Annotated in this window: 22 protein-coding genes and 1 pseudogene; 17 read left to right on the top strand and 6 right to left on the bottom strand. The window is 71.6% G+C overall.

What is annotated here, in order from left to right; all coding sequences use genetic code 11:
* The first annotated feature begins 382 nt into the window (after window positions 1–382).
* The 3 genes from ACXKR8_RS22000 (at window position 383) to ACXKR8_RS21990 (ending at window position 3948) form a co-directional block, all read left to right on the top strand.
* A complete protein-coding gene (locus ACXKR8_RS22000) occupies window positions 383–1867 on the top strand; it encodes an FAD-dependent oxidoreductase (protein WP_462100633.1) in 1485 nt (494 codons plus the stop codon).
* A 13-nt stretch (window positions 1868–1880) separates the two neighbouring features.
* Window positions 1881–2993, top strand: coding sequence for a hypothetical protein (locus ACXKR8_RS21995; RefSeq protein ID WP_458274586.1), 1113 nt, complete (start codon window positions 1881–1883; stop codon window positions 2991–2993).
* A 94-nt stretch (window positions 2994–3087) separates the two neighbouring features.
* Complete coding sequence (locus tag ACXKR8_RS21990; RefSeq protein ID WP_458274585.1) at window positions 3088–3948, top strand: oxidoreductase; 861 nt, start codon at window positions 3088–3090, stop codon at window positions 3946–3948.
* Here the strand turns inward: ACXKR8_RS21990 and ACXKR8_RS21985 are convergent.
* Window positions 3932–4936, bottom strand: coding sequence for a helix-turn-helix transcriptional regulator (locus ACXKR8_RS21985; protein ID WP_458274584.1), 1005 nt, complete (start codon window positions 4934–4936; stop codon window positions 3932–3934). The two genes, ACXKR8_RS21990 and ACXKR8_RS21985, sit on opposite strands and share 17 nt — an antisense overlap.
* A 48-nt stretch (window positions 4937–4984) precedes the next feature.
* On the opposite strand from ACXKR8_RS21985, the gene ACXKR8_RS21980 reads away from it, so the two are divergent.
* The 9 genes from ACXKR8_RS21980 (at window position 4985) to ACXKR8_RS21940 (ending at window position 14924) form a co-directional block, all read left to right on the top strand.
* Window positions 4985–5269, top strand: a complete 285-nt coding sequence (locus tag ACXKR8_RS21980; protein ID WP_462100632.1) for a hypothetical protein — start codon at window positions 4985–4987, stop codon at window positions 5267–5269.
* Between the two features lie 15 nt (window positions 5270–5284).
* Entirely contained in the window at window positions 5285–6190 is a 906-nt protein-coding gene (locus tag ACXKR8_RS21975) for a Fe(II)-2OG oxygenase family protein (RefSeq protein WP_458274582.1), read from the top strand.
* Window positions 6177–7199: an LLM class flavin-dependent oxidoreductase gene (locus ACXKR8_RS21970; RefSeq protein WP_458274581.1), complete on the top strand. Its 1023-nt coding sequence runs from the start codon at window positions 6177–6179 to the stop codon at window positions 7197–7199. Before ACXKR8_RS21975 ends, ACXKR8_RS21970 begins: the two co-directional genes overlap by 14 nt.
* 61 nt (window positions 7200–7260) lie before the next feature.
* Window positions 7261–8517 (top strand): ATP-grasp domain-containing protein, encoded by a 1257-nt coding sequence (locus ACXKR8_RS21965; protein WP_458274580.1) that lies wholly within the window; start codon window positions 7261–7263, stop codon window positions 8515–8517.
* Window positions 8514–9734, top strand: coding sequence for an ATP-grasp domain-containing protein (locus ACXKR8_RS21960; RefSeq protein ID WP_458274579.1), 1221 nt, complete (start codon window positions 8514–8516; stop codon window positions 9732–9734). The genes ACXKR8_RS21965 and ACXKR8_RS21960 overlap by 4 nt, the downstream gene beginning before the upstream one ends.
* A 64-nt stretch (window positions 9735–9798) precedes the next feature.
* On the top strand, window positions 9799–10893 hold the full coding sequence (locus ACXKR8_RS21955; RefSeq protein ID WP_458274578.1) for a glutamate-cysteine ligase family protein: 1095 nt from the start codon (window positions 9799–9801) through the stop codon (window positions 10891–10893).
* Window positions 10894–10957: 64 nt separating this feature from the next.
* The gene (asnB, locus tag ACXKR8_RS21950) at window positions 10958–12751 is read left to right on the top strand and encodes an asparagine synthase (glutamine-hydrolyzing) (protein WP_458274577.1); all 1794 of its coding nucleotides are present in this window, start codon (window positions 10958–10960) and stop codon (window positions 12749–12751) included.
* On the top strand, window positions 12748–13722 hold the full coding sequence (locus ACXKR8_RS21945) for a 2-methylaconitate cis-trans isomerase PrpF family protein (protein WP_458274576.1): 975 nt from the start codon (window positions 12748–12750) through the stop codon (window positions 13720–13722). Before asnB ends, ACXKR8_RS21945 begins: the two co-directional genes overlap by 4 nt.
* Before the next feature lie 2 nt (window positions 13723–13724).
* The gene (locus tag ACXKR8_RS21940; protein WP_458274575.1) at window positions 13725–14924 is read left to right on the top strand and encodes an MFS transporter; all 1200 of its coding nucleotides are present in this window, start codon (window positions 13725–13727) and stop codon (window positions 14922–14924) included.
* A 16-nt stretch (window positions 14925–14940) separates the two neighbouring features.
* Here the strand turns inward: ACXKR8_RS21940 and ACXKR8_RS21935 are convergent, their stop codons facing one another.
* From ACXKR8_RS21935 to ACXKR8_RS21925, 3 genes and pseudogenes are all read right to left on the bottom strand, one after another.
* The gene (locus tag ACXKR8_RS21935) at window positions 14941–16254 is read right to left on the bottom strand and encodes a GNAT family N-acetyltransferase (RefSeq protein WP_458274574.1); all 1314 of its coding nucleotides are present in this window, start codon (window positions 16252–16254) and stop codon (window positions 14941–14943) included.
* Between the two features lie 10 nt (window positions 16255–16264).
* On the bottom strand, window positions 16265–17065 hold the full coding sequence (locus ACXKR8_RS21930; protein WP_462100631.1) for an MFS transporter: 801 nt from the start codon (window positions 17063–17065) through the stop codon (window positions 16265–16267).
* Between the two features lie 91 nt (window positions 17066–17156).
* Window positions 17157–17576, bottom strand: a pseudogene (locus ACXKR8_RS21925) (MFS transporter); the annotation flags it as partial.
* Between the two features lie 117 nt (window positions 17577–17693).
* Here ACXKR8_RS21925 and ACXKR8_RS21920 point away from each other — a divergent pair.
* Entirely contained in the window at window positions 17694–18455 is a 762-nt protein-coding gene (locus ACXKR8_RS21920) for a phosphoglyceromutase (RefSeq protein ID WP_458274572.1), read from the top strand.
* A 77-nt stretch (window positions 18456–18532) separates the two neighbouring features.
* On the opposite strand, the gene ACXKR8_RS21915 is transcribed toward ACXKR8_RS21920, so the two are convergent.
* Together ACXKR8_RS21915 and phoU are read right to left on the bottom strand one after the other, a co-directional pair.
* Window positions 18533–18703 carry a hypothetical protein gene (locus ACXKR8_RS21915; protein WP_458274571.1) on the bottom strand — a complete coding sequence of 57 codons (171 nt, stop codon included), beginning with the start codon at window positions 18701–18703 and terminating at the stop codon, window positions 18533–18535.
* 136 nt (window positions 18704–18839) lie between these two features.
* Window positions 18840–19505: a phosphate signaling complex protein PhoU gene (gene phoU, locus ACXKR8_RS21910; RefSeq protein ID WP_458274570.1), complete on the bottom strand. Its 666-nt coding sequence runs from the start codon at window positions 19503–19505 to the stop codon at window positions 18840–18842.
* 191 nt (window positions 19506–19696) lie between these two features.
* Between phoU and ACXKR8_RS21905 the strand changes: the two genes are divergently transcribed.
* The 4 genes from ACXKR8_RS21905 (at window position 19697) to ACXKR8_RS21890 (ending at window position 23217) form a co-directional block, all read left to right on the top strand.
* Window positions 19697–20965: a sensor histidine kinase gene (locus tag ACXKR8_RS21905; protein ID WP_458274569.1), complete on the top strand. Its 1269-nt coding sequence runs from the start codon at window positions 19697–19699 to the stop codon at window positions 20963–20965.
* Window positions 20962–21648 carry a response regulator gene (locus tag ACXKR8_RS21900; protein WP_370077048.1) on the top strand — a complete coding sequence of 229 codons (687 nt, stop codon included), beginning with the start codon at window positions 20962–20964 and terminating at the stop codon, window positions 21646–21648. The genes ACXKR8_RS21905 and ACXKR8_RS21900 overlap by 4 nt, the downstream gene beginning before the upstream one ends.
* A 91-nt stretch (window positions 21649–21739) precedes the next feature.
* The gene (locus tag ACXKR8_RS21895; protein WP_462100630.1) at window positions 21740–22738 is read left to right on the top strand and encodes a hypothetical protein; all 999 of its coding nucleotides are present in this window, start codon (window positions 21740–21742) and stop codon (window positions 22736–22738) included.
* The gene (locus ACXKR8_RS21890) at window positions 22735–23217 is read left to right on the top strand and encodes a CarD family transcriptional regulator (protein ID WP_030255707.1); all 483 of its coding nucleotides are present in this window, start codon (window positions 22735–22737) and stop codon (window positions 23215–23217) included. Before ACXKR8_RS21895 ends, ACXKR8_RS21890 begins: the two co-directional genes overlap by 4 nt.
* The last annotated feature ends 89 nt before the right edge of the window (window positions 23218–23306 follow it).

The raw sequence follows: 23306 nt of genomic DNA, 5'->3' as shown, positions 1-23306 counted from the left end.
GTATGCCAGATTTTGTTCACACCCTGGCTGGTTCGGGAAGCCGATCACCGCTGTCTGGTCAAAAGATTCCAACGGGTATCACCGATCTGAAGGATCTGCTCCATGGCGGGCACGACTCTGCCCGAACACCCGTGCACCGTGGACGGTCGATGACGAGCTGTGGGCGCTGATCGAGCCGGTCCTGCCACCCTGGCCGGAGCGCTCCCCGGGACCGCGGACGCGCGCGGACACCACCTGATCAACGCTCCGGGCGAGGGACGCCGGCGCGCCGGAGCCTCGCATCCGACGTGAATTTCGGCCACGCGGGCCGCGCTCGATGGAACGAACAAGTCAATACTGCGCCACGCGCGGTGGGGAAACCTGGGGGGCACTTACATTCGCTGTGCGTACCGAAAACCTCGCTTATCCATATCGAAGGATTCGGGAAACCATCGCCCGAGCGGGCCGCGATCACCCCTATATGGCACGGCATACCCCACACAAGACGCTCGCCCGACTAGAAGGAATTCCAGTGAAGCGTATCGGTGAACATGCGGTGGTGCTGGGCGCGAGTATCTCGGGTCTGCTAGCCGCCCGGGTGCTCTCCGAGGCATTCGACCGGGTAACGGTGATAGAGCGCGACCAGCTGCCGGACGGGCAGCGGACTCAGCGGCGGGGTGTGCCGCAGGGCCGCCACGCTCACGGCCTGCTCTCCAAGGGTGCGAAGATCTTCGAGGAGCTGTTCCCCGGGATACTCGACGAATTCGTCGCCGGTGGCGCGCCCGTCATCGACGGACCTGCCGAGCTGCGGATGCGCCTGGGCGGGCACCTGTTGTGCATGGACGGCGAGTACGCCGATCTGTCCCGCACCTACCAGCCGAGCCGGCCGCATCTGGAGAGTCAGCTCCGCGCCCGGATCGGGGCTCTTGCGCAGATCAAGCTGGTCGACCAGTGCCAGGTCACCGGCCTCGAGACCACCCCGGACAACGCCGCCGTCACCGGCGTGCGGGTCAGGTACGAGGGCGGCTCCGAGGACGTGATCCCCGCCGACCTGGTGGTGGACGCGACCGGCCGGTCCGGACGGAGCACCAAGTGGCTGGTCGAGATGGGGTACGAGGCGCCGGTCGAGGAGCGTATCGACGTCGACATCATGTACACCAGCCGGTATCTGCGGCCGGCCCCTGGTTCGATGGGCCGCGAGAAGGTCGTGATCATCGGGCACGCGCCGGGGAGCCCCATGGGCGCGGAGTTCCTGGAGGAAGAGGACGGCCGCTGGGTCCTGACGCTGATCGGCTACCGCGACCACCACCCGCCGACCGACCCGGCCGGATGGGTGGAGTTCGCCAGGCCGTTGGTCCCCGAGCACGTCTTCGCGGCGATCCGCGACGCCGAGCCGCTCAGCGAGATTTCCGCGCACCGGTTCCCGGCGAGCGTGCGCCGTCGCTACGAGAAGCTGACCCGATTCCCGCGCAGGCTGCTGGTGGTAGGCGATGCGATATCCAGCTTCAACCCCATCTACGCCCAGGGGATGACGGTGGCCTCGCTCCAGGCGATGGCGCTGCGCGACTCGCTGAGCGGTGACCTGGACCAGGTCGCGCAACGATTCTTCCGCAAGGCCGCCAAACCCATCGGCGTCGCCTGGCAGATGGCGACCGGCAGTGACCTGGCCCTCCCTCAGATCGAAGGCCCGAGGCCGCTTCCGGTACGGCTCATCAACTCCTACATGGACAAGGTGCTCGCCGCGGCCGAAACGGACATGGTCGTGGCCGAGAGATTCCTGAAAGTCCAGTACTTGCTTGAACCGCCGACAAGACTGTCCACCCCGGGCATCATGTGGCGCGTTTTCGCGGGAAATCGCCGACGGCGCTTCCCGGCACACACCAGTTAATGGAGGTAACCAAATGCCCCTCTCTATCGCCGATAAAGTCCTCCGGCTCTCCCTGACCACGTTCTCGTTCCTGGACGCGTCACAGTTCTTTCCGGCGCTCTCCACCTACAAGGTGGACAGGCCCTTCGAACTCGCCGAGTTCGAGGAGGCCATGGCGCACTTCTTCCGGGGGAATCCGCTCTTCTCCAAGTGCCACCTGGTGGAGCTGACCTTCGACACTCCTGAGGATTTCCCCCTCTCGTCCTTCCAGGGGCTTCTCGCGGAGAAGTACGAAAGCTACTACGACAGCTTTCTGCTCGCTTCCGTCACCTACCGCTCCGACCCGCACCGGCAGGGCATCTTCACCTGCGTGCCGTTTCCGCTGCAGGACGGATACAAGACCTTCCGATTCCATCAGGCGCTGATGAGGACCCTGAAGACCCGGGAGGACGCCTTCCAGATCACCCAGGGCCTCGCCGAGCTGGGGATCCGGGCCGACGAGCTGGCGGAATTCCTGCCGCCCGCCGAGACCTCGCCCGCCAGTGCGAACAAGGAACTCCCGGTCACGTTCACCGAGAGCGTTGACCCGGCGACCAGGATCGGCCCCTTCCTGGAGCGGATGAAGGCGGATTTCCTCGACCGGGACAGCGCGAACATGTTCGTCCTCAAGAACAGCCTTTACTCGCCGAAGCTGCCCCTCGGCAACTCGCTCCAGTTTCTGACGGTGCCGCGGAGCGTCATCGAGCAGAGCACGGGAATCCAGATCCGTGACTACTACCGCGCCGAGGAGCAACGGCAGATCGACCTGCTGTCCGGCATCGAGCGGCGAGAGGACTTCATCGAGGCCGGCCAGGCCAGGATCGGGAAGATGATTGCCACGCCCGACGTCTTTGCCGTCAACAACTACGGCAATGTATCGGCGCACGACGGCTCGGACACCGATGCGGACCAGGGCACGCTGGTGAGGTACGAGTGGCACATGCCGCTCATCGTGCTGGGGCTCACCGTGGGCGCGAGGTCCGGACTCTCGTGGACCATCAGCATTCGCGACAAGGCGTTCAACTTTGCGACGGTCGCTCGCACTTCCCCGCAGGATGACGCGGCCAGGGCGGCTGCCGGAAACAGTCCGGCAGCGTCCCTCGCCTGAACCGCCAGTGTGAAAAAGTCGGGTGGCCAGGGGCTCGCGCCCCTGGCCACCCGAACGCATTCCTGGCTCCGCCGCACCTATGGAAGGCCTTCCGATGAGTATCCCCGCCCTGCAGACGCTGACCCTCGCCGACGACCTGAGCTTGACTCGGATGGGGTACGGAGCGATGCAGCTGACCGGTCCCGGTGTCTTCGGACCGCCCAGGGACCGCACTCAGGCGATCGCCGTGCTGCGCGCAGCGGTCGAACTCGGCATCACCCACATCGACACCAGCGACTTCTACGGGCCGGCTGTCGTCAATGAACTGATCAAGGAGGCCCTGCACCCCTACCCGGCCGGTCTGCACATCGTCACCAAGGTCGGCGTCCGCCGCAGCGCCTCCGGCGGCTGGATCACCGCCCTGGACCCCGCCGACCTCAAGGCCCAGGTCCACGAGAACCTCCGGCACCTCGGCCTGGAGACCCTGGACGTGGTCAACCTGCGCACGGCCGCGTTCGACGGTGACGGGTCCTCCGTCGCCGAGCCGTTCAGCACCTTGGCCGGCCTGCGTGAGCAGGGCCTGATCCGTCACCTCGGCCTCAGCGGGATCACCGCCGCCCAGCTCACCCAGGCCCAGGCCATCGCCCCCGTGGTCACCGTGCAGAACCAGTACAACCTGGTCGACCGCGCCGACGACGACCTGGTCGATCGCTGCGCCGAGGAGGGCATCGCCTACGCCGCGTTCTTCCCCCTCGGCGGCGGATTCCACCCGCTGCGGTCACGGGCCCTGCGCGACGTCGCCCGCCGCCTCGGCGCCTCCGAGCACCAGGTGGCGCTCGCCTGGCTGCTGCAGCGCTCGCCGTCGACGGTGCTGATCCCCGGCACCTCCTCCGTCGCCCACCTGCGGGAGAACATCGCCGCGGCCGACCTGCGACTGCCCGAGGAGGCGATCGCCGAACTCAACTCTGTCGGCTGAGGAGGAACCCCAGGTGGACCCGGTTGCGGGCGCCGAGCCGGTTCATGATCTCAGTGATGTGGCGCTGACAGGTGCGGATGGACATGCCCATCCGCCGGGCCACCGCTTTGTCGTCCTCGCCGGTCAGGAGCAGCCGGATGATGTCCGCCTTGATCGTCTCCGAGGCGGCGATGGCCTGGGTCCGCCCGTGCTCGGACGGGAACGGCAGCGCCGCCGACCAGGCCCGTTCGAAGGCTGCGACGACGAAGTCGACCATGTGCGGGTCGCGGACCAGTGCGGCGCCGACCGGGTTGCCGCGCAGCGGGATCACGGCCACCTCCCGGTCCAGCACGATGACCTGGTGGAAACCGTCACCGAGGGTGCGGATCTCCGCGCCGAGCGAGGTCACCTGCTCCACGTACGCCACCGTCGTCTGGCTGAACTGGGCGGTGTGCTGGTAGAGGGTCCGCATCCGGACGCCGCTGGCCAGGACCTTCCTGGTGCGGTCCATGGCCTCGGTGAGTACTTCCTCGCTGCGCGCGCCGCCGGGCTGCGAGGTCAGCACCTCGGTGCGGACCCCGGCCGCCAGGTCGGCGAGCCGGTGCCGGACGGTCGAGAGCTCGGGGATCACCTCCACTCCCTCCCGGCGGGCCTGGTGGGCGGCGCCGGCGCTGTACGCGGGTACCAGCTGGTCGAGGTCCTCGCTGAGACGGTCGGCGGCGGCCTGCAACTGCGAGATCCGGCGCAGCACCGGCCGAGTGAGCTGTTCGCGGGCGTTCTCCGGTGAGACGGCGGTCAGCAGCTCCGGGTAGTCGGTGCTGCGCCGCAGCAGCCGCAGCTCGGTGAGACGCCGTACCGCCTCTTCGGCGACCTGGTCCGGCAGCTCGGCCGCCTCGGCGAGCTCCGCGATCGAGAAGCGCAGCACCCGGGTCGCGCATTCGTACACCCGCACCTCGACCGGGCTGAGCCGGGGCAGGTCGCTCTGTCTGGTTTCTTCGCTTCCGTGCATGTCCGTCCACCTGTCGCGATTCGCCATCGCACAAAAGGATACGCTGGAATGGATACCTATCCAGTACGGCGCGGTGAAGATGGAGAGGCCGGCAGGAGCTACCACCTGCTCGGTTCACCACTTGCCACCCCAGGGGACACCACCATGAAGCAGCGCACCGTCGTCGGATCCCTTCTGCTCGGGCTGGCCGCTCTGGCCCTGCCACTGGTCGTCCAGCTCACCGGACCGACCATCACCACGGCGGCCGGGCCGACAGTCGCTACCGGCTCCACCGCGGCCACTGCCTCCGCGGGCGCGGTCCAGGCCGCCCCGCTGGACCTCGGCTGGGGCTGACCTCCCGTGCGAAGCGTGGCCCTGCCGCTGGTGCACCGCCTGGGCATCGCGGACTGCCGTCGGATCGAGGCCCTGGTCGAGGACCTCCTGGACAGTCGGCTCGACCCGGCTCACGGCGAACTGTACGAGCACTCCTGGGAGCTGGTGCCGGAGCTTCCGGCGGGACTGCGCAAGGCACTGTACGAGTTCCGTTCCGCCGAGTCCCCGGCGGCCTTCCTGATTCAGGGCCTGCGACTGGACGACCAGGTGCTCGGCGAACCGCCCGCCACCGGATTCCCGGCCCCGCCGCCGTGGCGGACCCACCACGAGGAACTGCTGCTGGCCCTGGTGTCGATGGGGCTGGGCGAGCCGTTCGCCCGGGCCGGACGCCAGGGCGCCCGCGTCATCGGCGACCTGCTGCCGAAGCAGTTGGCGGCGGCCTGGGGCACCGCCGACGGGCCAGGGCCGGGGCGGGCCGACTACGTCGGCCTCCTCGCGCCGCGGGGCGCCGGACCGGTGCGGATCGACATCGCCGCGGTCGGGGACGTCCCGCTGACCGAGGGGAACCGCGCGGTGCTGCGGCAACCCCGCTTCAGCTGTGCCGAACCGGCTGACGGCGCCGACGTCGGAGCGCTGCTCTGCGGTGGCCGCACCGCCCCCTACCTGCGGATCGACCCGTTCCGGGCCCGGGCCCCGGCGGGGGACGGGGCCGCCGGGGCGGCTCTGCGGGCCCTGCTGGACGGCCTGGACGCGTGCCGCCGGACCGTCACGCTGGAGCCCGGCAGCGTGCTGGTCATCGACAACCACCAGGCCGTGCACGACCTCCGCCGCCACCCGGGCGAGTGGCTCAAACAGATCCTGGTCGCCCGCGACCTGCGCCGACTGCGCGAGCAGCGGCCCTCCACCGGAACCCGAGTACTGGACAGTGATGGACACCCTTGAGAGAACCGTGCGGGTGGGGCTCAACCTGACCCTGCAGTACCCGCACGGCGAGGATCCGGCCCGCGCGCTGGACGACCACCTCCGGCTGGTCGACGCGGTCAGGGCGGCCGGCTGGGACTCCGTGTTCGTGGCCCAGCACTACCTGAGCGAGGGGATGGCCCACCTCCAACCGCTGCCGCTGCTCGGCCGCCTGGCCGCGCTGTCCGGCGGGATGCGCCTCGGCGCGGGGATCTGCCTGCTGGCCCTGCAGAATCCGGTGGACGTGGCCGAGGCGTACGCCACGGCGGACATCCTCTCCGGCGGACGCCTGGTCTTCGGCGCCGGGCTCGGCTACCGCGACCTCGAGTACGACGCCTTCGGGGTTCCGGCGGGCGCCCGCCTCGGCCGGTTCACCCGCAACCTGGACCTGGTCCGGCGGCTGTGGGCGGGCGAGCAGGTGGACGCCGACCTGCCCTGGTGCCGGCTGGACCGCGCCCGGCTCTCGGTGCTGCCGGTGCAGCGGCCGGGACCGCCGGTCTGGCTCGCCGCCAACAGCGACCGGGCGGTGGCCAGGGCGGCGCGCCTGGGCGACGCCTGGATGGTCAACCCGCACGCGGCGATGGCCACGGTCGAGCGGCAGTTGGAGCTGTTCCACACCGCCAGGGCGGAGGCCGGGCGCTCCGGACCGGTGGAGGTGCCGCTGATGCGGGAAGTGGTCTGCGCCCCCGACCGGGACACCGCCGCCGCGCGGGCCCGGCGCCACCTGGCCGCCAAGTACGCGGTCTACAAGGACTGGGGTCAGGACGCGGTGCTGCCGGACGGCGACCGCTTCGACGCCGACCTGACCGAGCTGTCCCGGGACCGCTTCGTGATCGGCGACCCGGACGACTGCCGACGGGTCCTGCGCGAGTGGATCCGGAGGTCCGGCGCCACCGAGCTGGTCCTGCGGGTGCACTGGTCGGGGGCCCCGATCGAGGAGGCCCTGGAATCGGTGGCCCTGCTCAGCAGCGAGGTACTGCCGTCGCTGTGACGGCGGTGAAGGAAAGCAGGCGCAGGAAAGCAGGCGCAGGAAAGCAGAGGAGAGAAGGAAGATGGAACATCCCCCGACCCCCAGGGTCCTGGTGATCCGCCCGTCCAAGGAACGCGAGGCCGCGCTCCGTACGCTGGCCAGGACCGGCGCCGAGATCGTCGTCGCCGACCACCCGGACAACGACCTGGTCGGCTTCGGCGACCTGCAGCTGCTGCTGCCGAACATCCCCGGGGCGTTCCGGGCCGACCGGGTCGGCGAGTTGGAGCAGCGGATCTGCGACTTCCACGCCCGCCACCCGCTGACCGCCGTGTTCGCGGACTTCGACTACCTGCTGCCGCTGGTGGGCCGGCTCAACGAGCGGCTCGGGCTGCGCGGACACACCGAGCGGTCCGGACTCACCTGCTCCAACAAGCGCCTGCAACGGGCCGCGCTGGACCGCGCCGGGGTGCCGCAGCCGCGCTGGGCGGCCTGCCGCGACCTGGCCCGGGCGCGGGACTTCGCCAAGGAGTCCGGCTGGCCGGTGGTGGTCAAACCGGCCGACCGGGCGGCCAGTTGCGCGGTCTCGGTGGTCTCCTCCGAACCGGAGCTGGAGATCGCCGTGCGGGCCGCGCTGGCCGAGTCCTGGGGCGCCGACGTGATCGTCGAGGAGTACCTGGACGGACCCGAGTACAGCGTCGAGGCCGTGGTCGCGGACGGCGTGGTGACCACCGTCGCGGTCACCGGCAAGGGCATCGGCGGCCGGACCGGGGTGCTCAAGCTGGACGCGGAGCTGCCGGCCCGGCTCGACGCCGCCGACCGCTCGGCGGTGCAGCGGGTCGCCGCCGACGCGGTCCTGGCCTGCGGCCTGCACGACGGGCCCGCCCACACCGAGGTCCGGCTGACCCGGGACGGGCCGCGCATCGTCGAGGTCAACGGCCGGATCGGCGGGGTCTTCATCGCCCACATGGTGCGCGCCGTCACCGGCGTCGACCTCTACCGGGCCTGGTACGACGTGCTGCACGGCCTTGCTCCGGTGCTGGTCCCGGAGCAGCGCGGGTACGCGGTCCGGCGCTGCCTGGACCAGGCCGAGGGGCTGGTGCGGTCGGTGGAGATCGGCGAGCTGCCGCCCGAGCTGCGCGGGCACCATCTGCTGACCCGCTGCTTCGTCCACCCCGGCGACCGGCTCGAACCGATCGAGAACGGCAACGGGATGCGTGCCGTCGTCGTCGCCTTCGCCGAGGGACGGCAGCGGGCGGTCGAGGCCGCCGACGCGCTGGCCGCGAACGTGGTCATCCACACCACCGCCCTGCCCGCCGCGACCGGGACGGAGCAGCCATGAGCCGGGTGCTGATCCTCAACCGCTACCGCCTCCAGTCCGCCGCCTTCCACCGCTGGCTGGACCCGGAGCACGAGCTGTTCCTGCTCAACTGCGCCACCAGGGCCGTCGACCGGCATCCCGAGGCCGAGGCGATCCGGGCGCGCTACACCAGGATCGCCGAGTTCGAGGACTACATCGGCAACCCGGAACTGATCTCCACCGCCCGTGCGTGGATCCGCGCCCACGGCATCGACACCGTCATCGCCTTCTCCGAGCACGACGTGCTGCGCGCCGCACGGCTGCGCGAGGAGTTCGGCCTGGACGGGCAGCACACCGAGAGCGCCGAGGCGTACCGGGACAAGCTGCGGATGAAGCGGCTGCTGGACCGGGCCGGGCTGCCGGTGGTGCCCTACGCGGCCCTGGAGCACCCCGGCGACCTGGAGCGGTTCGCTGCCCGGGTCGGCTACCCGGTGCTCGCCAAACCGCGTACCGGCACCGGTTCGCAGGGCATCGAGCGGATCGCGGACGACACCGGCGCCGCCCGGTTCGCCGCCGAACAGGGCGACTCGCTCGGCGACTACCTGGCCGAGGCGTTCACCCCGCACGAACTCCTGCACTGCGACGGGGTACTGGTTGACGGGCTGGCCGTCTTCTCCGAGGTCTGGTCCTGGTCCAGCACCATGCTGGCCGTGCGCGACGAGCCCACCCCGACCATGGCCGTCACGCTGGACCGGGACGACGCCCGGAGGGCCACCGTGGTCCGGCTGGCCGAGGAGACCCTGCGGGCGCTGCCCACTCCCCGGGTCACCGCCTTCCACATCGAGTTCTTCGACACCGCCGACGGCATCGTGGTGAACGAGGCGGCCAGCCGGGTCGGCGGCGGCCGGATCCAGCCGACCCTGCGCCGACTGCACGGGATCGACCTGGTCGAGCTGGCCGCCCGGCACCAGACCGGCTCCTCCCCGGAGCAGCTGGTGGCCAGGGCTGCCGCGCCGACCGGCGGCTTCCTGCTGGTCTACGACGCCGACGGCGCCCGGGGCACCGCACCCGCCGACTGCCCGGTGCCCGGCATCAGCCACTACGAGAGCGTGCTGCCGCCCGCCGAAGGACCGGCGGCCGAGGTCGCCTCCTCCTCCTACCTGGTCAGCGCGGTCGCGCTGGGGGACGACCGCGCGCAGACCACCGAGCGGCTGCTCGCCCTGCACCGCTGGTTCCTGGACCACGCCACCGTCGGCTGACCGTCCCCCCTGCCTTCCCTTCCTTCCCTGCCTTCCCTTCGTTCCCTTCCGAGAGGACATCACCATGCCCGGATACAACCCCGACGCCTACCGCATGGGCATCGAGTTCGAGTACCAGGTCGTCGACGCCCACGGCCGCCCGCAGCACTGGAAGGAGCTGTCCTTCCCGGTGCTGAAGGAGGTCATCGGCAAGTCCAACGCGCCGTCCAACGACTACATGGCGGTCAAGTACCCCGGCTCCGACCAGCGCAGCTTCTACCTGGAGGGCTACGACCTCACCGACGAGCGCGGCGAGATCACCGACCTGCACGTCAAGGGCATCGAGATCAGCACGCCGATCGCCGAGGACGTGCACCAGCAGCAGGCTTTCCTGGTCCAGCACTACGAGGAGATGCAGACCCTGCTGGCCGGGGTCGGCCTGCGCGGCAGCGCCTACGGCGCGCACGCCTCGACCGAGGAGTACCGGGGCCCGCGCGGCGGACGCAGCGTGGAGGGCTGGGCGGCGGCCGAGACCGCCATGATGACCTGGGGCATCCACGTCAACGTCAGCTTCCCGGAGGCGGTCGAGGCCGGCCTGGACCGCGACTACCTCTACGCCAAGATGGACTGGTTCGGCCCGGCCCTGATCCTGCTCAGCGCCAACACCCCGGTCCGCGGCGACGGCCCCTGGCAGGTGGACGGGGTGGTCGGCAAGTCCGAGCGCTCCTACCGCCGCAGCTTCACCCGCCGCCCGATGTACTTCCGCGACGACCAGTACTTCCGCAAGGAGGTCACCTGTGTCGACATCACCAACCGGCTCGACCTGATCCGCGGCTACTCCTCCCTGGTCGCCGGACTGATGCTGGAACAGGGCGAGTTCGACCGCGTCGCCAGTCCCTTCGCCGACCGCAACATGCGCCAGGCCGCCGTGCACGGCTACCGGGCGCCGCTGCTCGACCGGCACTTCCAGCCGGTGGACGCCGGCGCGCTGGTCGACGACGCCCTCGACCGCGCCGAGAAGGGCCTCGCCGACCACGGCCTGGACACCGCCGCCCTGGACGCCCTGAGGGACCTCGCCGACCGCCGGCGCTGCCCCGCCGACGACACCCTCGACACCTGGTACGCCAACCCGGAGTGGCCCGCCTTCCTGGAGGCCCACGCCGATCTCACCCACCACTGACCACCGGTCCGACCAGGCTCCGTACGGGCCGAACACCGCCAGAACGGAAGCGAGAGCAGGAGCCATGTGCCGGATATTCGGCCTGATCGACGTCGGCCTCAGCGAACAGGAACTGCATCGGCAGGGTGACGACCTGGCCCGGCTGCTGCACCACGGCGGCCCCGACGGGCACGCCCACCGCGTGCACGAGGGGACGCTGCTCGGTGGGACCAGACTGGCGATCTCCGACCCGGGGGCGGGGTGGCAGCCCTTCACCGCCGAGGGAGTGACGGTCTTCTACAACGGGGAGATCTACAACGCGCCCGCGCTGCGACGCCGACTCGCCGCCGAGGGCGCGGTGTTCCGCACCGACTGCGACGGCGAGGTGCTCGCCCCGCTCTTCGCCCGCCACGGGGCCGCCGCCGCCGAACTGCTCGACGGGATGTTCACGGTCGCGGTCTACGAGCACCGCAGCCGCCGGCTGCTGCTCGCCCGCGACCGCAGCGGGATCAAGCCGCTGTACTTCTTCGCCGCGGGCGGCCGGTTCGGCTTCGCCTCGGAGATCCCGGCGCTGCTGCGGCTGCGCGGCGGCGCCACCGCGCTGGACCCCGACGGCCTGGACCGCTACCTGCGGTTCAAGGCCGTCTACGGGGCGGCTCCCGAGCCCGGCGCCCTCGGCGACCCGACCCTGGTCGAGGGGGTGCGGACGCTGCCGCCCGGCCATCTGCTGGCGCTCGTCCCGGGTGGCGCCCCGCAGGTCACCGCGCTCGCGGAGCCGGCTCCGGAACAGATCGAGGACCCGGTGGCGGAGCTGGGCCGCAGGCTGCCGGGACTGGTCGCGGACATGCTGCCGACCGACGTGCCGTACTGCTCGGTGCTGTCCGGCGGACTCGACTCCTCGGTGGTCACCACCCTCGCCGCCCGCGCCGGGGGGCCGCTGCAGACGTTCACGGTGGTGCCCAGATCCCCGTCCGCGTTCGACGAACTGCCCTTCGCCCAGCTGGTCGCCGCGTCCACCGGCTCCCGGCTGGAACAGGTCCGGGTCGGCGGCCGGGACCTGCCGGAACTGCTGCCGGCGGCGGTGCGCAGCCTGGGCCAGCCCAACTCCGACCCCATCATCGTCAGCACCTACCGGCTGTTCCAGGCGGTACGGGAGGCCGGCTACCCGGTCGCGCTGACCGGCGACGCCAGCGACGAGCACTTCGGCGGATACGACCGGTTCCGGGCGCTGGTCGCCGACGGCGACAGCGCCGGGTACCGCTCAGCCCTGGCCGGGGTGCCGGAGTCCTGGCGCTCGGCCCTCTACACCGGCCAGGCCCGGGAGCGGCTGCGGACCGCCCGGCGGCCCGACGACGGCCCCTGGGCCCGGCCACCGGCCCCCGGCCGGACGGCCGCCGAGGCGGCGACCGCGTTCGAGCTGCGCCACCGGCTGCCGGTGTACCACCTGCAGCGGGTGGACCACCTCAGCGCCGCCCACTCGGTCGAGGCCAGGGTGCCGTTCTGCCGCGACGGCGTCACCGGCCTGGCCCGCACCCTGGGCCCGGCCGACAGGGTCGGCGCCGACGGCACCGCCAAGGTCACCCTCAACCGGGCGGCGGCCCGCTACGGCTGGGCCCCCGCGCAGGTGGTCGACCGGCCCAAGCAGCCGTTCACCTTCCGCCTCAGCGACCACCTGCTGGACGACGGCGGACTGGCCCTCGACTGGGCCCGGCAGGTCCTCACCGACCCCGGCGCGCGGCGCGGCCTGTTCGAACCCGCCCAGGTGGAGAAGCTGCTCGCGCAGTTCGAGGAGCAGCGCACCGAGCCGCTGGCGCACACCGTGTGGGCGCTGCTGGTCCTGGAGCTGTGGCTGCGCGACACCGCCGGAGGCAGCCGATGACCGCGCTCACCGCCGACCGGGTGCGCACGGTCGGGGTCGACATCGGGCTGTGGAGCGTCGGCGGCGCCGCCGCCCCCACCCTGGTCGTCGCCAGCTCCCGGCGACTCGCTGACCCGCTGCCGGTCCTGGAGACCGCCGTGGCCGCGATCGGACGGCCGGTCGACAAGGTCGCGCTGGCCCACCCGGCCGACGACGGCAGCGAGGTCGCCGCCGAGTACGTCTTCGCGCAGGTGGTCCGGCGCGACGGCCGACAGGTGCTGGACCTCACCCCCGAGTGCGGGCACTCCATGCTGGCCACCGCCACCCATCTGCATGCCCGGGGCCTGGTCCCGCCCGGCCCGGGACCGCTGCGGCTGCTCACCCGGCGCTCCGGCGTCCGCCGGATCGTCAGCTGCGACATCCGCACTCTCGACCGGGAGCGCGGGATCCACGACGCCGGGCTCGGGTTCCCGCTCGACGACGACCGCGGCACCGCCCTCCCGCTCGGCGCCGAGCCGGTCCTGCTCCGGATCGACGGCAGGCCGGTGCCGGTGACCGTGGTCGACCGGGGCAACCCGTACGCCTTCGTGGACGCCGCCGCCCTGGGCATCGGCGACGGCGCGGCGCTGCTCGCGGCGGGCGACGACGTCCGCGCGGTGCTGCGGCAGGTCCGCGCCCAGCTGGCGCCGCGGCTCGGCCTCGGCGACTCCGAGGTGCTGCCCAAGCCCGCGCTGCTGCTGCGCACCGCCGACGGCGGGCTGTACGCGAAGGCGCTGTCCGCCGACGACTGGCATCCCGGCCTGGCGCTCACCGGCCTGGTCGCGGTCGCCTCGCTGGTGGCCGGCGCCACCCCGGGCCCGGCGGACCTCGCGGTCCGGCACCCCGGCGGGACCTCCACGGTGGGCCTGCGCACCGAGCCGGACGGGACCCGCACCCTCGGCGTCGCCGACCGCCGGGTCCAGCGGCTGGCCCGACTGTCCCTGGGGGAGTGACCGTGCGCCTCGTCCCCGACGACCGGACCCAGCGCCTGCTGGCCCTCGGCAACCTGGTCAATATGACCGGCACCGGCGCGACCATGTCCGCGCTGGTGGTCTTCCTTGCCGTGGTCAAACGGTTCCCGCTGGCGCAGGCCACCTGGCTGCTCGCCGCCGCCGGACTGGCCGGGGTGCTCGGCGCGCTGCCGCTCGGGCAGCTCAGCGACCGCTTCGGCGCCAGAGCGATGGCGATCGTCACCGAACTGCTCTGCGCCGTGGCCACCCTGCTGCTGCTTCCGGCGGACAGCGCCTGGTGGTGCGCGCTGTGCCTGGCCGTACGGCAGTTGGCGACCAGCAGCAACACGGCGGCCCGGGCGACGCTGATGGGCGGCCTGGTGCCGCCCGCCGAGCGGGCCGCCCTGCGCGCCTACCAGCGATCGGTCTCCAACGCCGGCTTCTCGGTCGGCGCGCTGCTCTCCGGCCTGGCCCTGGCGGACGGCAGCACGACCGCGCTGTCCACCCTGCTCGCCCTGGACGCGGCGACGTACTGCTTCGGCGCGTACGCCACCGCCAGGCTGCCCGGCACCGGCCGCGGCGCCCGACGCCGCGGCCTGGCCCGGGAGGCACTGGTGGACCCCGGCTACCTCACCGCGGGTCTGCTGAACGCCGCGCACGCGGTCAACCGGTCGGTGGTCTCCATCGGCCTCCCGCTGTGGGTCGTCTACGGCACGCACCTGCCGCACTGGGCGGTCTCGGCGGCGATGATCGCCAACACGCTGACCGTGGTGCTGCTGCAGACCCCGTTGAGCGGCCGGGCCGCCGACCTCGCCGGGTGCGGCCGGTCGCTGCTGTGGGCCGGAGGGCTGACCGGGCTCGGCTGCGCGGCGTTGGCCCTCGCCGAGGGCCCGCGCCCGGCCGCCCTGGTCTGGCCGCTGTTCGCGCTCGCCTGCGCCGCCCTGGCGTTCGGCGAGATCCTGGGCGCGGCGGCCGGCTGGACCCTCTCCTACGACCTGGCCCCGGAGCACCTGCTCGGCCACTACCAGGGGATGTGGCAGTTCCTGGCTGACGGCTCCAGCAAGGTGGCGGGCCCGGTGGCGGTCGGCTGGGCGATCGCCGGCGGCCCGGCCGGCTGGGCGGCACTGGCTGCGGGCTTCACCGTCCTGGCGGCGTCGAGCCCACCGCTGGCCACCTGGTCCACCGCCCGGACCCGGACCGGCTGACCGCTGTTTTCGGCGGTCAGAAGGTCTCCGGGCACCACGGGCGGAAGTCGGTCCGCAGCAGTGCGTCCGCGCGGGCCGCCCCGCCCTCGCGCAGCTGCCGCACCAGGCCGGCGGCGTGCAGCCGGGCCACCGAGTCGCTGCCGAGGTAGAGCGTCCCCAACTCGCGTACGTCCATGGCGAGGTCGGCGGGGTCGGCGAGGTCGGCGGGGTCGTCGGCCGCGGCGGCGTCGGCGGTGTCCAGGCGTGTGAAGCTGCCGGTGCCGTCCGCCGCCGCCTCCAGCGCCCAGCGGCCGTCCACGTAGCCGAGCCGGTCGTGGATCTGCAGCACCACCCGGCCGGGGGCCGCGTAGCTGCGGGCCCCGAAGGCCGCGGGGCCGTCCAGCACGCGCAGCCACATGAAGTCGGCGCCGGTGTCGCCGCCGTCCACGCAGGCCCGGGGGTCGTCGAGCAGCAGCGGCAGCGGGTCGTCGGGGGCGATGGTGGGGATCAGGATCCGGTCGACCCAGTCCACGCTCAGCGCGTAGCGCCACAGCGCGGCGGTCGCGCCCCGGTCCAGCCCGAAGATGTCCTGGACCGTCAGCGCGCCCTTGGCGACCAGGTTGGGCCACTCGTCGGCCACCGAGTAGACGAGCATCCCGTCCGGCTGGTCCGCCGCGTCGCGGTGCAGTACGACCAGCGGCTCCTTCCAGGACTTGTCCGCGCCCTGGAGCTCCCCGGTGAGCAGCCGCCAGGTGGTCGGCGCCCGGTTGATCGCGCCGGGCTGGGTGCGCCGGAAGCGGTCGTAGAGATCGGGGCCGATCTTGCGCCACTCCTCCATGGTCAGGAGTTCGAAGCTGCCGCCCTCGGCCTCGGTCGGAACCCGGACCCCGCCCGCGCGCAGCTTGTCGACGGTGTAGTTCTTGCGCTGGGTGGCCGGGCCGAAGCCGTAGCGGCCGTAGATCCGGTGCTCGGCGGCGATCAGGATGGCCAGGCTCTCCCCGCGCTCGGCGGCGGCGGCCAGATCCCGCGTCATCATCCGGCTGAGCAGCCCGCGTCGGCGGTGGGTGGCGGAGACGGTGACATTGGTGACCGCGTCGGTGACCAGGACGGCGCCGCCGGGGACGGTCAGTTCGCGCTCCATGCTGCGGAAGGTGCCCACGCAGCGGCCCCGGTGGTAGGCGCCCAGGGTCCGCCCGGGATCGAAGTAGGCCTTGCGCACCTCGAGGCTGCCGTCGCCCATGGCCTCCATGAAGCCGGCCTGGAGGGCCCTGCCCCAGTCGAGGAGCTCGTCCTCCTCGACCACCCGGATCTGGATCTGGTCCTGCTCGCTGTCTTCGCCTTGCTGTCCCATGCCTGGCACCCTACGAGGCCGCGCCCGTCGTGGCATCCGCATTTAGCGGAACCGTCGGTACCGCCGCCCGCAGCGTCCTGACCTGCCCCGGCGTCCGTCCGCGCAGCAGCCGGACGAACCCGGCCGCGGTGATCGCGCCGAGCACGGTGCAGCTGATCCAGACCGCGTCACCGCCGCCCGCGGTGAGCAGCAGACCCGCCGTCAGCGGGGCGAGGAACGAGGCGCCGCTCCAGGCCAGCGAGTAGACGCCCTGGTAGCGGCCGCGGGCGTGCGCCGGGGAGAGTTCCGCGACGATGGCCGTCCCGGCCGGGACCCGCAGCATCTCGCCCGCGGTCCACACCGTCACGGTGAGGGCGTAGCCCCAGGCCGCCCCGGCGAACGCGGTCAGCCCGAAGCCGCAGCCGGTGAGCAGCGCGGCCGCGCCCAGCATCGCGGCCCGGTTCCGGCCCTGGACCAGCCGGGTCAGCGGGATCTGCAGCAGCACGATCAGCACCCCGTTGAGGCTGACCACCAGGCCGTAGTCGGTGGGGGAGAAGCCGTTGCGGCCCATCACGATCGGCAGCGCCATGCTGCCCTGGCCGTCCACGCAGGCGATCAGGAAGGTGAGGCCGACGAAGGCCATGAAGACCGGGTCGCGCAGCACCGCGCCGAGGCCGGCCTTGGGGGCGGCGCTGACTTGGACCGCTGTGGACGGGCCCACCGGCCTGGTCTCCGGGACCTTGGCGAAGACCACCACCGCGCAGAGCAGCGTCGTCGCCGCGTCGCCGACGAACAGCAGCAGGTAGCCGTGCGCCGCGATCAGCCCGGCCACCGCCGAGGAGAAGGCGAAGCCGATGTTGATGGCCCAGTAGTTTGAGCGAGTAGGCGCGGACCCGGTCCGCCGCCGGGACCAGGTCCGCCATGATCGCGGAGACGGCCGGCCGTCCGGCGTTGCTGGTGAAGCCCACCACCGCGGCCGCGACGGCGATGGCCCAGAGCGGGTGGACCAGCCCCAGCGCCAGCGTGGCCAGGGCCGTCCCCGACTGCGCCGCGAGCAGGGTGGGGCGCCGCCCGACCCGGTCCGCGAGGACGCCGCCGACCACGGACGCGACGCTGCCGCCGAGCCCGTACAGCGAGGCGACCAGCCCGGCGAAGGCGGGGCTGGTGTGTCGGCCCAGGGTCAGGTAGAGGGCCAGGAAGGGGACGACGAAGCCGCCGATCCGGTTGACCAGGGTGCTCAGCCAGAGCCACCAGAAGGCGCTGGGCAGCCCGCCCGCCGTCTCGCGGAAGGACGCCCCCAGCCGCTCGGCGAGACCCGGACGGGGTAGGGGGTACCGAGGCATGGCAGGGCTCCTGAGCGGCAGGTGTAAGTGTCACTTAAGCAGTTCGGAGATTACTCACTGTCTCGCCCCCGCCGCCACCGGGTTTCCGATACGGCCAACTCGACTAGGCTTCTGGCCATGGCTGAAGCTCCCTACCGTCTTGTCCTGCTCCGCCACGGCGAGAGCCAGTGGAACGAGAAGAACCTCTTCACCGGTTGGGTCGACGTCGACCTCAACGAGAAGGGCGAGAAGGAGGCCGTGCGCGGCGGTGAACTCCTCGCCGCCGAGGGCTTCCTTCCCGACGTTCTGCACACCTCCCTGCTGCGCCGCGCCATCCGCACCGCGCAGATCGCCCTCGACCGGGCCGACCGCCACTGGATCCCGGTCCGCCGCTCCTGGCGCCTGAACGAGCGTCACTACGGTGCGCTCCAGGGCAAGGACAAGGCCCAGACCCTGGCCGAGTTCGGCGAGGAGCAGTTCATGCTCTGGCGCCGCTCGTACGACACCCCGCCGCCCGTGCTCGCCGCCGACGCCGAGTACTCGCAGGCGCACGACTCCCGCTACGCCCAACTCCCCGCCGACGTCCGGCCGCAGACCGAGTGCCTCAAGGACGTCGTCGACCGGATGCTGCCCTACTGGTACGACGCGATCGTGCCGGACCTCGCCGACGGGCGCACCGTCCTGGTCACCGCGCACGGCAACTCGCTGCGGGCACTGGTCAAGCACCTCGACGGAATCTCCGACGCGGACATCGCCGCGCTCAACATCCCCACCGGCATCCCGCTGCTCTACGAGCTGGACGCCGACTTCAAGCCGCTCACCAAGGGCGGCCGCTACCTCGACCCGGAGGCCGCCGCCATCGCCGCCGAGGCCGTGGCCAACCAGGGCAAGAAGAAGTAGTCCCCAGGCCGAACCCCCAAGGGCCCCCACCAGCACGCCGGTGGGGGCCCTTTCGATCAGCCGCGGGGCGGATCAGGTCAGTGCTTGCCGCCGCACTGGCAGGTGCCGCCGGACTGGCAGCCGCAGCCGCAGCCCGAACCGCAGCCGCAGGCCGCCAGCAGGGGCAGCGGGATCCGCAGGGTCTGCTGGGCGGTGGGATCGGCCGGTTCGGCAGCGGGCGCGGTGGGCGGATTCGGAGTCTGAGCCATGGGTGGACCCTTCTGCAGACGGTCATGCCTATGCCCCAGTGAAGCCGCCCGTGTACACAGCGTCAACGGGCGTACGGAGTCGCCCGTACGCCCGCTCGCGCGCCCCCTACGTGGGGCCCGTCTACGTGGGGCCGGTCTACTTGGGGTCGGCCACGAAGTCGTCCGCGTGCTCGCCGGTCACCAGGAACACCACCCGCTTCGCCACCGACACCGCGTGGTCCGCGAAGCGCTCGTAGTAGCGCCCGCAGAGGGTGACGTCCACGGCCGTCTCGATGCCGTGCTGCCAGCGGTCGTCCAGCAGGTGCGAGAACAGCTGGCGGTGCAGCTCGTCGATCTCGTCGTCGTCCCGCTCCAGCTCCAGCGCGGCGTCCACGTCCTTGGACGCGATCACCAGGCCGGCCTTGGCGACCAGGCGCTGGGCCAGCTGGCCCATCTCCAGGACGATCGGGTGAAGGTCGGCCGGGACCGCGGACTCGGGGTAGCGCAGCCGGGCCAGCTTCGCCACATGGCGGGCCAGGTCGCCGGAGCGCTCCAGGTCCGCGCTCATCCGCAGCGACGTCACCACGATGCGCAGGTCGGTGGCCACCGGCTGCTGCCGGGCGAGCAGGGCGATCGCCCGGTTCTCCAGGTCGTGGTGCAGTGCGTCGACCTTCTCGTCGGCCGCGATGACGCTCTCGGCAAGCGCGAGGTCCGCGTCGAGCAGCGCCGTGGTAGCCCGCCCCATCGCCGAGCCCACCAGCCGGGCCATCTCGACCAGGCCGTCGCCGATCGAATCGAGTTCCTCGTGGTACGCGTCGCGCATCGTCCCGCTCCTCCTGCTGACTGGTCTGCCTCTGATCCGAACGTATAACCCCACCATGGGCTGTCCGGACGTCCCTCTTGGCCAGAAGGAGTGAACCAGCGCCGACGCCAAGGTGAATTCTCGGCGACCGCAGGCTGATGCCCTTGTCCAGGGGTTACAGCAGGTCATCACTCTGCGCTTACGCTGAACGCATGGACGTGAACGTGGCTGAAGCCGCAGCGAGCGCGCTTGCCGGGCTCGGAGTCGGCCTTACCGCCGCGCTGTCCTTCCGCTGGAGCGAGAAGGACCGAAAGAAGTCCGTGAAACGGATCGATGTGCAGCCCGAACCAGAACTCCCACCCGGAGTGGACACGGTGCTGTCGGTGCTGCGCTCCTGCGCGGTGGTGCTCGACGACAGTGACCAGGTGATCAAGGCCAGCTCCGCCGCGTATGCGCTGGGCCTGGTCAGAGGTGGTGCCATCGCGGTCGACGAGATGCTGGCGATGGCCAGGATGACCCGCCGCGACGGGGAGATACGCCAGGCCGACCTGGACATCCCCCGCGGTGGCGGAAAGCTCCCGGCCGACGCCCTCGCGGTGTCGGTCCGGGTCGCCCCGCTCGGCTCGCGGCTGGTCCTGGTGCTGGTCGAGGACCTCACCGAGGCCCGCCGGATCGAGGCGGTCCGCCGCGACTTCGTCGCCAATGTGTCGCACGAGCTGAAGACCCCGGTCGGCGCCCTGTCCCTGCTCTCCGAGGCGGTACAGGACGCCAGCGACGACCCGGAGGCGGTCCGCCGCTTCGCGGGGCGGATGCTGATCGAGGCCACCCGGCTCACCAGCCTGGTCCAGGAGATCATCGAACTCTCCCGGGTCCAGGACGACGAACGCCTGACCGACCCGGAGCCGGTCGCGGTGGACGAACTGGTCGCCGAGGCCATGGACCGCTGCCGGCACCAGGCCGCGGCCAAGCAGATCACCATGGCCGCCGGCGGCATCGCCGGACTCCGCCTGCACGGCAACCGCGGCCAGCTGGCCGCGGCCCTCGGCAACCTGGTCGAGAACGCCGTCAACTACAGCCCCGCCCGCACCCGGGTCGCCATCGCGGCCCGCAAGGTGCCGGGCACCAAGGTCGAGACCGTGGAGATATCGGTGACCGACCAGGGCACCGGGATCTCCGAGCGGGACCGCGAGCGGATCTTCGAACGCTTCTACCGGGTCGACCCGGCCCGCTCCCGGGCCACCGGCGGCACCGGCCTCGGCCTCTCCATCGTCAAGCACGTCGCCGCCTCGCACGGCGGCACGGTCTCGGTGTGGAGCGTCGAGGGCCAGGGCTCGACCTTCACCCTGCGCCTTCCCACGGCGCCTAGGGGCGACTCCGCCCGCGACCGCGCCCCCTTCGCGGACCCGGAGCCAGAACCTGACCCGGAGCCCGCCCCCGTCCCCTTGTCTGCCCATTCGCCTGCCCCGGAGGTCCAGCCGTGACCCGTGTGCTTGTTGTCGAGGACGAAGAGTCCTTCAGCGACGCCCTCTCCTACATGCTCCGCAAGGAGGGCTTCGAGGTGGCCATCGCCGCCACCGGCCCCGACGCCCTGGACCAGTTCGAGCGCAACGGCGCCGACCTGGTCCTGCTCGACCTGATGCTGCCGGGCCTGCCCGGCACCGAGGTCTGCCGCCAGCTCAGAGCCAAGTCGAGCGTCCCGGTGATCATGGTGACTGCCAAGGACAGCGAGATCGACAAGGTGGTCGGCCTGGAGATAGGGGCCGACGACTACGTCACCAAGCCCTACTCCACCCGCGAGCTGGTGGCCCGGATCCGCGCGGTGCTGCGCCGCCGCGGCGAGCCCGAGACCACCATCGGCGGCCCCGGCGCGCTGGAGGCGGGCCCGGTGCGGATGGACGTCGACCGGCACGTGGTGACCGTGGACGGCGCCAAGGTCGACCTCCCGCTCAAGGAGTTCGACCTGCTGGAGATGCTGCTCCGCAACGCCGGCCGGGTGCTCACCCGGATGCAGCTGATTGACCGGGTCTGGGGCGCGGACTACGTCGGCGACACCAAGACCCTGGACGTCCACGTCAAGCGGCTGCGCGCGAAGATCGAGCCCGACCCGGGCGCCCCGCGCTACCTGGTCACCGTCCGCGGCCTCGGCTACAAGTTCGAGCCGTAAGCCGTATCTGTACCTGATTGGCTGTGCCCCCGGCAGGATCATCCTTCCGGGGGCACAGCTGTACCCGATCGGGTGAGGAGTCAGGGCTTCTTTGGTCGCGGTGGCCGTCGAGGTGGCGGTCGCCGAGCCGACCGGCTTCTTGGTCGCCGCCACGACCGCCGTCGGGGTCTGCGTCGGCGTCGGCGTGGGGGACGGCGAGGGCGCGTACGAGGCGTATTCGCCGGTGCCGGTGGTGACCAGCGCCTGCACCTGGACCGAGCCGGCCGTGGTGAAGGTGAAGGCCACGGTGGTGTTCTGGCCGGGCGTGGGGGTCAGCGTCGGCACCGTGGCCGAGGGCTGGCCCGGGCCGCCGAGCTTCAGCGAGCCGAGCGACGGGATCGTCGCGGGGCCGCTGAGCACCGCCGGCACGCCGTTCACGGTGACCCCGGTCAGGGTGTCCTCGGTCGGTCCGCCGTTGGCGATGTTCGCGACGACGCCGGCCGGGGCCTTGCCGGTCGCGTCGGTCACCACGGCGATGCCGTTCAGCTTGAGCGCGGTGCCGTCGGCGAGCGGGATCGAGGTGGCCGCGTTGTCCGGCTTCACCTGGAGGGTCGCCGCGTTGTCCCCCGCGGAGCAGGCGGCGAGGATGGGAGCGGTCGCGATGATGACGGCGGCGACTGCGCCGCGACGAAGACTGCGGCTCACGGCGGTGACTTCTCCTCAGTTGTGCGACAGATGTGGCTGGCTGGCCGCGATCAGGTTACCGAGCCCCTTTGTCGGCTCTGCACGGGGTGGCCCCGTGTCGAGCGCCGATCGCAACCTACTACGTGATCCACTTCCGCCGCCGACGGCCCCTCGACCCGGCCGGGCCAAGATCAGATCACGTTTCGGTTACGCCTTTTGCGTAAGATCGACATCAGCTTTCGCGGGGTCGGTCGGTTCGTGCGCAAGCGCTCCGACCTGCGGGAAGCCTGTCTCGAACTGGGGTCGCAGCACGCGACAGGGGTGGTTGTCAAGCCCTGAGAACCGCTCTGACCTGCGAAAACGCCCTTCGGATATGGCCGCAACCGTGTTATTCTGGAAAGCCACGGAAGGGGTACCTGTCACATGACGTTCAAGGTTGGCGACACCGTGGTCTACCCCCATCACGGGGCCGCGCTGATCGAGGCAATTGAAATTCGCCAGATCAAGGGTGTGGACAAGACCTACCTGGTGCTGAAGGTGCAGCAGGGTGACCTGACGCTTCGCGTACCTGCGGAGAACGCAGAGTTCGTAGGCGTCCGCGATGTGGTCGGCCAGGATGGGTTGGACCGGGTTTTCGAGGTGCTGCGGGCACCGTACACCGAAGAGCCCACCAACTGGTCCCGCCGCTACAAAGCGAACCTGGAAAAGCTTGCTTCGGGTGACGTTATCAAGGTCGCGGAGGTTGTGCGCGACCTTTGGCGACGTGAGCGCGAGCGCGGGCTGTCCGCCGGTGAGAAGCGGATGCTGGCCAAGGCCAGGCAGATTCTGGTCAGCGAGCTGGCACTCGCTGAGAACACCAACGAGGACAAGGCCGAAACGCTGCTCGACGAGGTCCTCGCCTCCTGAGCCGCCGGCCCCACGCCTGCGTACACAACGATCCAGCGCTCGCCGTTCCGACGGCGGGCGCTGAGTCATGTCCTGACCCCCGTGGAAAC

The sequence above is a fragment of the Streptacidiphilus sp. PAMC 29251 genome, from assembly GCF_054208735.2.
This window is presented reverse-complemented; position numbering and strand designations above follow the sequence as displayed.

Coding starts and splice junctions, on each gene's coding strand:
- ACXKR8_RS21990 (WP_458274585.1), top strand. CDS start 3,088: ATGAGTATCCCCGCCCTGCAGACGCTGACCCTCGCCGACGACCTGAGC.
- ACXKR8_RS21985 (WP_458274584.1), bottom strand. CDS start 4,936: ATGCACGGAAGCGAAGAAACCAGACAGAGCGACCTGCCCCGGCTCAGC.
- ACXKR8_RS21970 (WP_458274581.1), top strand. CDS start 6,177: ATGGACACCCTTGAGAGAACCGTGCGGGTGGGGCTCAACCTGACCCTG.
- asnB (WP_458274577.1), top strand. CDS start 10,958: ATGTGCCGGATATTCGGCCTGATCGACGTCGGCCTCAGCGAACAGGAA.
- ACXKR8_RS21890 (WP_030255707.1), top strand. CDS start 22,735: ATGACGTTCAAGGTTGGCGACACCGTGGTCTACCCCCATCACGGGGCC.
- ACXKR8_RS21905 (WP_458274569.1), top strand. CDS start 19,697: ATGGACGTGAACGTGGCTGAAGCCGCAGCGAGCGCGCTTGCCGGGCTC.
- phoU (WP_458274570.1), bottom strand. CDS start 19,505: ATGCGCGACGCGTACCACGAGGAACTCGATTCGATCGGCGACGGCCTG.
- ACXKR8_RS21960 (WP_458274579.1), top strand. CDS start 8,514: ATGAGCCGGGTGCTGATCCTCAACCGCTACCGCCTCCAGTCCGCCGCC.
- ACXKR8_RS21935 (WP_458274574.1), bottom strand. CDS start 16,254: ATGGGACAGCAAGGCGAAGACAGCGAGCAGGACCAGATCCAGATCCGG.
- ACXKR8_RS21915 (WP_458274571.1), bottom strand. CDS start 18,703: ATGGCTCAGACTCCGAATCCGCCCACCGCGCCCGCTGCCGAACCGGCC.
- ACXKR8_RS21995 (WP_458274586.1), top strand. CDS start 1,881: ATGCCCCTCTCTATCGCCGATAAAGTCCTCCGGCTCTCCCTGACCACG.
- ACXKR8_RS21980 (WP_462100632.1), top strand. CDS start 4,985: ATGGATACCTATCCAGTACGGCGCGGTGAAGATGGAGAGGCCGGCAGG.
- ACXKR8_RS21965 (WP_458274580.1), top strand. CDS start 7,261: ATGGAACATCCCCCGACCCCCAGGGTCCTGGTGATCCGCCCGTCCAAG.
- ACXKR8_RS21920 (WP_458274572.1), top strand. CDS start 17,694: ATGGCTGAAGCTCCCTACCGTCTTGTCCTGCTCCGCCACGGCGAGAGC.
- ACXKR8_RS21945 (WP_458274576.1), top strand. CDS start 12,748: ATGACCGCGCTCACCGCCGACCGGGTGCGCACGGTCGGGGTCGACATC.
- ACXKR8_RS21955 (WP_458274578.1), top strand. CDS start 9,799: ATGCCCGGATACAACCCCGACGCCTACCGCATGGGCATCGAGTTCGAG.